This window comes from Campylobacter sp. CFSAN093227 (assembly GCF_012897855.1).
GTDB classification, from domain to species: Bacteria; Campylobacterota; Campylobacteria; order Campylobacterales; family Campylobacteraceae; genus Campylobacter_D; species Campylobacter_D jejuni.
The window spans coordinates 1,473,787-1,484,813 of the sequence record NZ_CP040610.1 but is presented as its reverse complement, the minus strand read 5'-3'; the positions used below and the strand labels follow the sequence as shown (position 1 = coordinate 1,484,813).

At 30.3% G+C, this 11,027-nt stretch carries 7 protein-coding genes; 3 read left to right on the top strand and 4 right to left on the bottom strand.

The window, feature by feature from the left end; genetic code table 11:
• From FBF06_RS07720 to mqnE, 4 genes are read right to left on the bottom strand one after another with little or no spacing between them, the layout of a single operon-like run.
• Positions 1–699 (bottom strand): VacJ family lipoprotein, encoded by a 699-nt coding sequence (locus FBF06_RS07720; protein WP_002859657.1) that lies wholly within the window; start codon positions 697–699, stop codon positions 1–3.
• Between the two features lie 44 nt (positions 700–743).
• Entirely contained in the window at positions 744–1,187 is a 444-nt protein-coding gene (locus tag FBF06_RS07715; protein WP_002852389.1) for a phosphoribosyltransferase family protein, read from the bottom strand.
• A gap of 13 nt (positions 1,188–1,200) precedes the next feature.
• Positions 1,201–2,520 (bottom strand): NCS2 family permease, encoded by a 1,320-nt coding sequence (locus FBF06_RS07710; RefSeq protein WP_002856518.1) that lies wholly within the window; start codon positions 2,518–2,520, stop codon positions 1,201–1,203.
• Between the two features lie 9 nt (positions 2,521–2,529).
• Positions 2,530–3,594 (bottom strand): aminofutalosine synthase MqnE, encoded by a 1,065-nt coding sequence (gene mqnE / locus FBF06_RS07705; RefSeq protein ID WP_002856525.1) that lies wholly within the window; start codon positions 3,592–3,594, stop codon positions 2,530–2,532.
• Positions 3,595–3,737: 143 nt separating this feature from the next.
• Here mqnE and FBF06_RS07700 point away from each other — a divergent pair, with 143 nt between their 5' ends.
• From FBF06_RS07700 to FBF06_RS07690, 3 genes are read left to right on the top strand one after another with little or no spacing between them, the layout of a single operon-like run.
• The gene (locus FBF06_RS07700; RefSeq protein WP_002868467.1) at positions 3,738–6,086 is read left to right on the top strand and encodes a nucleotidyltransferase; all 2,349 of its coding nucleotides are present in this window, start codon (positions 3,738–3,740) and stop codon (positions 6,084–6,086) included.
• Positions 6,087–6,090: 4 nt separating this feature from the next.
• Positions 6,091–7,887, top strand: coding sequence for a glutamine--fructose-6-phosphate transaminase (isomerizing) (gene glmS / locus FBF06_RS07695; RefSeq protein ID WP_168977648.1), 1,797 nt, complete (start codon positions 6,091–6,093; stop codon positions 7,885–7,887).
• Positions 7,888–7,889: 2 nt separating this feature from the next.
• Positions 7,890–11,015, top strand: a complete 3,126-nt coding sequence (locus tag FBF06_RS07690) for a S8 family serine peptidase (RefSeq protein ID WP_052796149.1) — start codon at positions 7,890–7,892, stop codon at positions 11,013–11,015.
• Positions 11,016–11,027 lie beyond the last annotated feature (12 nt).

Sequence of the window (11,027 nt, the reverse complement as noted above, 5' to 3'; positions counted from 1 at the left end):
TTATTTGCTAAGTTCATTGCGTCTTTGCTCGTAAGCATCACGCAAGAATGGATATAAATTAGGCGTGTTGTGATAAATTTCATCAATTTCATCAAGTCTAAAACTAAGTTCATTACCAAATCCATAAGCACTTATAGCTATACTTGCCCAAGTAGGATCAATGTAAGCAGTAAAACTTGCATACCAAGTTGCAGGTAAAGCAAGAGTATCTCTAAGATTACTAGGGCCGAGTATAGGTAAGACAATATGAAAACCGCTTCCTACACCCCAGTGAGCCAAAACGGTTCCTAAGTCCGCGGGATGTTTTTTAAGACCCATTTTTGATGCCACATCCATAAGTCCACCAAAGCCCATAATGGTATTGGCGGTAAATCTTTTAAATTCTTCTCCCGCTTCTTCAAATTTAAACTGCAAAATATTGCCTACAAAACGCAAAGGAGCAAGTAAATTATCAAAGAAATTTCTTACCCCTAATCTTATAAATTCAGGAGTGATAGTGTTATAGCCCTTAAGAACGGGACGCAAACCATAATCATACAAAGCCACATTAAAACTTGTCATAGCTTTGTTATATCCTGAAAGTGGATCGTTTACTTGATAGTTTTGGTATTCTTGTTCGAAATCATCTAAATTTTGTTCTTTAGCAAAAGCAAAAATAGCAAAAAAAATTAAAATAAAAGATATAAATTTTATTCTCAAGCAAAAACTCCTAAAAATTTTAAAAGTAAAATTATAGCAAATTTTTAATCAAGGTTTATATCCCAGTAAAAATCCACCCATTCAGTAGCTTCTTTTACTTTAAAATCAGGCTCTAAAAGAGCGGTTTTTTTGTAAAAAATGGTTGTAATTTTAAGTTCTATATGAGGAAATTTTTCAAGCAAAACTTTTTTTATTTCTGCTAAACTTTCTCCACTATCTACTATATCATCAATGAGTAGAATTTTTTTGTGCTTGCTTAAATCAGGAATGTTAAAAATTTCAATAGTATCAAGTTTTTTCGTATTATCGTAATGAATTGAGTTTAAAGCAAAAAGTTGACGCGTTTTTAAAGCCACTGCTAAAGAGTGTCCTAAACTCATCCCCCCTCTTGCTATAGCTAAAAGTGCATCAGGGTTAAAATCTTCTTTAATTTCTTTAGCAAGAATTTTTACATCTTCTTTAAATTCTTCATAGGAGTAAAATATCATTATATATCCTTATTTATTGTAGTGCCATAAGTAAAAAATTACCCAAAGATAATAAACTTAAAACTATAATGCCAAGATTGATTTTATCCCATTCGCGTTTAAAAATTCTTACAAGTAAATAAGAAAGAAAACCAAAAGCAAAACCTGTGGTGATGGAGTAAGTAAAAGGCATCATGATGATAGTAAAAAAGCTTGCTACAGCTATAGCACTATCTTTAAAATCTATATTTTTAACTTCCATAAACATTAAAATTCCAACCATTACAAGTACGGGGTATATTGCGTTTGCAGGAATGGCTTTAAAAAGTGGCAGTAAAAAAAGTGTAAAAGCAAAACAAATAGCTACAACTAAAGCTGTAAGCCCAGTTCTTCCTCCGCTTTCAACCCCTGTAGTGCTTTCAACAAAGGCTGTAACTGTAGAAGTGCCTGTCATAGCTCCTAAGGCTGATCCTGTTGCATCTGCCATTAAGGTTTTGCTTAGTTTTTTTTCTCCATTTTTGGGATCATCAAAAATCTTTCCTCTTTCACCCACACCTGTGATAGTTCCTATGCTATCAAAAAGTTGAGTGATAAAAAAAGTAAGAATTATAGGTATCATAGTAATATTTAAGGCGCTTTTGATGTCAAGTTGTAAAAAGATGGCTCCTAAACCATTTTCCATGCTAAAATTTGGCCAAGAAAAGATTTGCACAGGAAAACTTGCATTGTCTAAATGGAAAATCCAAGCAATAATAGAGCTTGCTAATACCCCCAAAATAAAAGCTCCGCGAAGTTTTATAGCCCAAAAAAAGATGATTAAAGCTAGAGTAAAAATTCCAAAAAGCACATGAGGGCTTTTGAAATTTCCTATGCTGACTAAGGTATCTTTATTATGCATTATCACACCCATTTGACTTAAGCCTAAAAATGCAATAAAACAACCTATGCCCGCACAAATTGCAAGGCGTAAATCTTTTGGGATATTGCGGATTACCCAAAGGCGAAAATGCGTAAAAGAAAGTATGAGAAAAATAATACTTGAAATAAAAACAGCTCCTAAGGCACTTTGCCAAGCTATGTTTTGACCTAAACAAACCGCAAAGGTAAAATAAGCATTTAAACCCATTCCTACACTCATAGCTACAGGAGTATTGGCAAAAAAAGCATTAAAAGCACTTGCAACTATGGTAATTAAAGCTGTTGCGGTGATTAAAGCTTCTATAGGCATTCCTGTATTTCCTACTATGCTAGAATTTACGGGGATAATGTAAACCATAGCTAAAAAAGTAGTAAGTCCTGCTATAACTTCGGTTTTAAAACTCGTATTGTTTTCTTTGAGTTTAAAAAAGCTCATTTTTTCTCCTTAGTAGGTTTTTAGCTCATTGTATAAACTATCGCGTTCTACAGGAATAAGATTTGAAGTTTTTATCATATCGATAAAAGTTTTTAAACTTGTGCCTTTGGCGGACTTTGCACCACCTGCACTTTGTATACTTTCTTTTTCTATAGTGCCGTCTAAATCATTAGCTCCAAATTCTTGTGCTACCATGGCTAAATTTAAAGTCATTGTTGCCCAGTAAGCTTTGATATTTTTGATATTATCAAGCACTAAACGAGAAATGGCAATGGTTTTTAAAATTTCTTCACTATCCATGATTTTATCAGTTTGTATAAAGCTATTATCCCTTTGCCAAACTAGAGGGATAAAAGCATTGAATCCACCGGTTTGATCTTGAAGATCACGCAGTCTTAACATATGATCGATCCTGTGATGTCTTTCTTCTATATGTCCAAAAAGCATGGTAGCATTACTTTGCTTGCTTTTTTCATGCCAAAGTTTATGAATTTTAAGCCAATTTTCACTGCTAACTTTTCCATGACAAATTTTCTTACGCACTTCTTCATCAAAAATTTCAGCTCCGCCGCCTGGCATGGAATCAACGCCGTATTCAAGCATTTTTTCTATCACTTCTTCATAACTCATTTTAAAACGACGATGTAAAAAATCAATTTCAGCAGCAGTCATAGCTTTTACATGAAGATTAGGATATTTTTCTTTTATCATTTTAAAAATTTCTAAATACCATTGCCAAGTTGTATCTTTGTTGTGAGCTGAAACGATATGCACTTCTTTGGTTTCTCGTTTTACAGTTTCATCGACGATTTTCATGATTTCTTCATGAGTCATCAAATAAGGATTAGGATTTTTTCGGTGCGCTGAAAAGGCGCAAAATTTACAGGTATCTGCACAGATATTAGTTGGGTTGATATGGCGATTGATATTAAAATAGACTTTTTTTCCATGAAGTTTAGTGCGTTTTTTGTGAGCGTATTTGCCTAAGGTAAAAAGATCTAGATCCCAAAGTGCATTGGCTTCTTCTTGGTTTAATCTTTCTTCATTTTCTAGTTTGGTGATTAAATTTTTCATTTTAATTTTACTCTTTTGCTGTTTTTAAATAAAGCATTATAATTTTTGCTTACTGAAAAAGAGTTTATAGAAAAAGCCAAAATAAAAGATATTTTTGTTAAGATTATTATTAAAATATTAAAATTTTAAAGAGAGTAGAAATTTTGTTAAATAAAGAATTAGAAATTTTTAAAAAAAATCTTAGTTCCTATACCCAAAGTTGTAGAAAATTTTTTCTTAAGCAAGGGGCGTTTAGCTTATATCATTCTAAAAATATGGATAATTTCATAAAAAAAGCTTATGATATAGTTCTTAAAGATTATTTTGATGATTTTTCACCTCCAAGTGATAATATCCCTTTTTGTGTTTTAGCAAGCAAAGCATATGCAAATAATAGTCTTTGTTTTAATGAAAGTATTTCTTTGATTTTTGTTTATAAAGATATTAAGGCTTTTCATTTAAAACCTATGATTAAGGCTTTTATCGAAATTTTAAATGATGCGCATTTGCAAATTGATTCGGTTATCTTAGAATTTAATGGACTTTATAATGCTAGCAATGAGCTTAAGACTTCTATAATACAAACTCGTTTCATATGTGGTTCTAGGATTTTATTTAAAGGGATTAAGACAAAATTTGAGAGTATTTTAAAAGAAAATAAAAATGATTTTGCCAAGCTTTTGCTAGAAAATTTTAAAGAATTTGATATTCCATTTATAAAGCAAGAATTTAATATCTTAAAAGATTTTGGCGGATTAAATCATTTAAGATCCTTAGAGAGTTTGCTTGTTCTTTTTAAGACTTCTCCAAAAAATTATGCTTTAAATTTTATAGATGAAAAAAATTTAAGCGAGTTGCGTTTAGCTGGAGATTTTTTACTTTCTTTAAAATCAGCGATGAATTTATTAAGTGCTAAAGATGAGGATGAATTTTTACTTATTAATGTTCATGATTTGAGTGAATTAATGTATAAAAAAGCTAAAAAACATTTTGGAGCAAATGAGTTGTTGGTTCAAAAGGCTTTGCAAAGTATGCATACTATAGGTTTTTATACACACTTTTTAGCAAAGCAAATTCAAGATGGATTAAATCATACTCTTAAACAAGAATATAAATTTAAAACTCTTGTGGAAGTTTTAGAATACTTATTAAAACTTGAAGATAAACATGTTATTTTCGATCTTAACTTGGTTTTTGCCCTAAGAAGATTGAAATACGGTAAAAAAGATATAGAAAAAGCTTTAATACTTTTTGAGAAAATTTTTTATAAAAGGCATAGTTTTTGTGTTTTAAAACTTTTGCTTGATAGTGGAATTTTAAAAGATTTATGTAAGCCTTTTTGGACAGTTCGTTTTTTAAGCGATGAAGAAGGAAATTATAGTTTTGATGAGCAAGTTTTTCTTATGTTAAGTGAATTTGAAAAATACGAAGATGAGCTTGAGATACTCCAAAAACTTAAAACCGATGAAAAAATGATTTTAAAGCTTGTGATACTTTTAAGCGCTATAGAAAGTGAAAATGAAATTTCTTTAGCAGGCATATATAGAGCGTATTGCTCTAAATTTGATTTAAAGAATGAAATTTTAGAATGGGGTCTTAAGATATTTAAAAACAATAATGCCTTAAAAGATCTTGTAGAAAAAGAAGATATATACAATCCTATTGTTGTAAGTAGCTTGGTTTCTAAGCTAGAAAATTTAGAAAATTTAGAGCTTTTATATACTTTAACTTGGCTAAAGGCTAAGGCTTTAAATTATAATGCTTTTTATTTTAGAGTTCTTGATAAACTTTTAGAAAATGCAAAACAAGGTTTTGAAGATGAAAATCTACTTGAAGAAAGCGCAAGAAGAGTAAAAAAAGAATTAACACTTAAAAGAAGTAAGATTTTTTTAGAGCAAGATGAAATTTTGCAAGATAAAATCATACATATCAAATCAAATCTTTTTATTATAAAAAATACTTTTGAAGATATTGTTATGATTTCTAAATTAGCCAAAGAAAATGATTTTAAATTTTGGTTTAATAATGAAACAAATCTTAGTTTGCAAATTGTTGCACCACTTCATTTTAATATTGCCATTATTTTAAGTTCTTTAACAAATTTAAATCTTATTTTCATGAATTTTTTTGAACTTTTTGATAATAAAATTTATTTAAGATTTGAATATGATAATATTATCAGTGATGAGCAAAAACTAAAACTTTGCGAGCTTTTAAATTCAAATCTTTCTGGTTTTAATTTGAAAAAAATTAAAAAGCCAATCATTAAAAAAGATGAGTTAAAATTAGACTTAAACTATTCTAAAATGTATGCCAAATTAGGTCTTAATACGAAAGATCAGCAGGGTTTAATGGCGTATTTGATGAATGTTTTTAATGAACTTGAACTTGTTTTATGTGCAGCAAAAATTCAAACCATAAGACAAAGGACGCGTAATATTTTTATTTTTCAAAAGAATGAAAAATTAGAACATAGCGAGCAAAAGTTAGTTAATTTATTAATAAGTGAGTAAAAAAATGTGTGGAATCGTAGGTTATATAGGAAATAATGAAAAAAAACAAATTATACTAAATGGACTTAAAGAATTGGAATATCGTGGCTATGATAGTGCGGGTATGGCAGTGATGCAAGAAGGAGAGCTCAGTTTTTTTAAAGCTGTAGGAAAGCTTGAAAATTTGGCGAATAAATGCACGGATTTTGAAAGTCAAGGTTATGGTTTTGCTATAGGTCATACAAGATGGGCAACTCATGGTAAGCCTACTGAAATCAACGCACATCCTCATTTAGGACAGTATTCTTGTGTGATTCACAATGGTATTATAGAAAATTATAAAGAAATCAAAGATAAACTTGAAAAAGAAGGCGTGAGTTTTTTAAGTCAAACCGATACAGAAGTTATTGTCCAGCTTTTTGAATTATATGCAAGAAATTTGGGAGTTTTTGAAGCTTGGCAAAAAACCATCAAAGAACTTCGCGGTGCTTTTGCTGCTTTGTTAGTAACAAAAAAAGATCCCAATCATGTGTATTTTGCAAAAAATGCTGCTCCTTTGATTATCGGTAAAAATGCAAATAAAGAATGGTATTTTTCTTCAGGTGATGCGCCTTTGATAGGAAGTTGTGATGAGGTAATGTATCTTGAAGATTTAAGCTTGGGATACGCGAGTAAAGATGAGCTTGTCGTTTATGAAAATGATATTTTAAAATCACTTTATTTTTCTAAGCTTTCAGGCGATAAGGCTTATGCAAAAAAAGACGGCTTTCGTTTTTTTATGGAAAAAGAAATTTATGAACAAAGTCGCGTGATGAGTGAAGTTTTAATGGGGCGTATTCAAGGCGATGAAGTCGTTTTTGATGAGCTAAACAATGAAGATTTAAGTCAAGTAGATGAAATCACGCTTTGTGCTTGTGGAACAAGCTATCATGCTGCAATGGCAAGTGCTTATTTGTTTGAAAGAATTGCTAAAGTTAAAGCTAAAGTAGAAATTGCAAGTGAATTTCGATACCGTGAAGCAATTATAAAAAAAGATTCTTTATTTATCGTTATTTCTCAAAGTGGAGAAACAGCAGACACTTTAGAGGCTTTAAAGATTGCAAAAGAGCAGGGTGCTAAGACTTTTGCAATTTGCAATGTGGATAATTCTAATATAGTGCGTTTAGCACATCTAAGTCTTTTAACTCGTGCGGGCATAGAAAAAGGAGTTGCTTCAACTAAAGCTTTTGCTACTCAGGTTTTAACACTTTGGATGCTTGCTATTTTTATGGCACAAAAAAGAAATTTAAATGTTTCTGCTGAAATTAAAGCACTTTTGCATACTCCAAATTGCGTGAGTGTAAAACAGGCTTTACATGAAAAAATTCATCGTTTATCCAAGCGTTATTTAGATGGACATGGCTTTTTCTTTATAGGCAGAGATGTGTTTTATCCTTTGGCTTTAGAAGGAGCTTTGAAACTTAAAGAATTATCTTATCTTCACGCTGAGGGTTATCCTGCAGGAGAGATGAAACATGGCCCTATTGCTTTGGCTGATTCTAAGCTTTATACTATAGCTTTAATGCCAAAGCACATGCTTTATGAAAAAACAAAATCAAATGTTGAAGAGCTTATTGCTAGGGATTCTACAGTGCTTAGCATTTCACCTTTAGAATTTGATTTAAGTGATGATTTTATAAAAACCAATGAGCAAGATCATTATATGTGTGAATTTTTTGAAATGATGGTCATTACTCAACTTTTGGCGATGGAAATTTCCATAAGACTTGGCAATGATGTGGATATGCCAAGAAATTTGGCTAAAAGCGTAACGGTAGAATAGAAATGAAAAAATTTTTTTGTTTAACTTTAGTTTGTAAACTTTTTGCTTTAAGCGAATTTGAACTTCATCATATTGATAAAGTACATAAGCTAGGGTATAGTGGAGATACTATTATAATAGGTGTAGCCGATGATGCTTTTAATCAAGATCATATTAGTTTAAAGGATAAGATTTTAAAGTCTACTTATCCTACTGATACAGCTGGGAAACAGCTTATACCTGATTTGAAAAAATCAACACACGGAAGTCATGTAGCAGGTATAGCTGTTGGAGCAAAGATAGGCGATAGCAAACCTTATGGAGTGGCTTATGGGGCAAAATTTTATGGAGCTGGGGTGTTTCCAAATGGCTCTTACACTCAAATTCCTGATATTTATAATTTTTTCAAAGATGTGAGTATTATTAATAATAGCTGGGGTATTAATTTTTATCCTTATTTTAATCTTAAGGCTTCAAATTCTGGATTAGTAGATTGTACTCAAACTAATCAAGGGACAAGCTATAATATCTGTAATACTCCTTTGGAATATGTTATGAAAGCAGATAAGGTTGCTAATGATATGATGAGGCTTAGCAAGGACAAGGGAGTATTAAATGTATTTGCTGCTGGTAATGAAGGAATTCTTAGCCCTGCTTTGCATGCGATTTTACCAAGTTATGATGAATCTTTAAGAGCTTGGTTGGCTGTTGGAGCTTTGGATGCAAATGAGATTACTTTAGAATCAGATGGGACTTTAATAATTAAAAGTCAAGGTTTGGCTGATTTTAGTAATGGTTTTAAGGGAGCTACGAATTTTTCTTTAGTTGCTGCTGGAGTAAATATTAATAATGTTGATTCAAGCACTAATGATAAGTTTACAAAAAAAAGTGGAACTTCTATGGCAGCACCTATGGTAAGTGGAACAGCGGCACTGGTCAAGCAAAATTTCCCCTTTTTGGATGGTAAGCAAATTGCTGATATACTGTTAAGTACAGCAAATAAAAATTATAAGGCTCCAAAATTTACTGTTAAACAAGTAACCGATGGAACAAATCAACCTAAATTTCTTATTGTGTATATTTCGCAAGATCCGCCTAGGATAGAAGATGAAATAAAACGGGATTTAAAACAGCTTTACAATGGAATACAAGTTCAAGTTAATGGACAATGGATTGATTATAGTGATTATATTTGGGATAATAGAGATAGTGCGCAGTCACAAAAACTTAATACTTCTACTATTAGTTCTATTAATGGAGTAGTTAGAGTTGAGAAAGAAGAATTATTTGGACAAGGAATTTTAGATGCACAAAAGGCGTTAAAAGGACTGAGTATTTTAGATGCAAACAGACTCAGTGATCAGGATGTATTAAAATATGAGCAAGAACCTAATACAGCTTATTATACTATAAACACTGCAGGTTATGATGCTGAATTTTCTAATGATATTAGTCAAAGAAAATGGGATGAAAGTACTCATTTATCAAGTGCTATTAATAAACCTACACATTTAGCTAATCTTAACATAGGATTATCTAAAGAAGGTGAAGGTATTTTGATTATCAGTGGTCAAAATACTTATGAGGGTGCAACTTTAATCAAACAAGGAGAATTAAAGCTTAAAGGAAAAGTTAAAAATAATGCTTATGTAGAACAAAAAGCAATATTAAGCGGTAATGGTATTGTAGGGCAAAATTTAAACAATAAAGGCATAGTTAGACCTGGAAATGAAGATTTGAATGATTTAACCGTGCAAGGAACTTATACTCAAGAAGGAGTTGACTCTAAATTGCAACTTGATTTTGGTAATTATAAAAATTCTAAACTGATTGCAAAAACTTATGATATTAAGAGCGGGAATTTAGAATATATTCCTTTACCTAAATACTATATCTTAAATAAGCCAGTGAAAATTAATTTAGGAGATTTGGAAAAAAGTTTATCATCTTTTAATCATGTTTTGATACAAAATACCTATGCTTTAAATTTTGATTTTGTTTTAAGTGATGATTTAGTGAGTATTAATAAAACCTTAATAAAACCTAATTTAAAGCCAAATGCTTACGAAATTCCTAATACAAGCTTGGGAAATGCTTTAAGACAATTGCGATCTAGGGCAGACTTGAGTCAGACTTATCAGGAATTTTTTGCTTCTTTAGATAATGGAATAGATGTAAAGACTAAATTAAATAGAATAGAAGGTTCAGGGTATTTAAGCACTTTTAGTAATCATAATCAATCTAATTTAATGCAAAATAATATGTTATTTACCCTTCATCCTCTTAATATTAATAATTTTGCACAAAACAATAATATCTTACTTGCTAGTACTTATTTACCTAGAATTTTTAGCAATGAAGAATATTTTTGGCATCTTACTCCAAGTTATAAATACTATAAAGATAAAGATTTTTCAGGTCAAAAAACAGGTGCTAATATCTCTTTAGGAGAAAATTTCTCATCAGGCTTTTTAGCTTATGCTTTATCTCTTTCTAGCGCTAAATTTAATTTTAATAATGGTAGTGATTTGAAGAGTTATAACATGGATTTATTGCTTAATTATAACCATGATTTAGATTTTATAAAAATATTAAGTGGATTAGGTATAGGTGTAGGATTTAATACTCTTAATCGTTTTGTAGTAGAGCAGCCAATTGAAGGCAAATATAAAACATTGCAAACTTCAGTCCAGCTTGGTGTAACTAAAGATATTATTTTAGGTCAAGATTTTATTTTTAATCCTTTAATGTATTTTACACATAGTTTTTTTTATCAAGAAGATTTTAAAGAAAATAAAAGTCCTTTTGCTAAAAATTATGAAAGTTTAAAACATCATAGCATAAATGCAAATTTAGGTTTTAATCTTGCTAAAAATATAGAGCAAGATGATTATCAAGCTTCTTTTTCTACTTTTGTAATTTTTGAAAAAAGAATTTATGGAAGAACTTTAGAAAATAAGGCTAGTTTTGTTGATTTTCCTATTACTTTTATTCAAAAATATAAATTAAAAGATAATATTTTAAGTCAAGGTTTTAATTCAGAATTTTTATATAAAAACAATGTATTTTGGCAGTTTATGTTAATGAATAGATTTTCTCATAATGCCTATGAATTGCATTTAATGAGTTCAGTAGGAAAACGTTTTTGAAAGTATTTATTT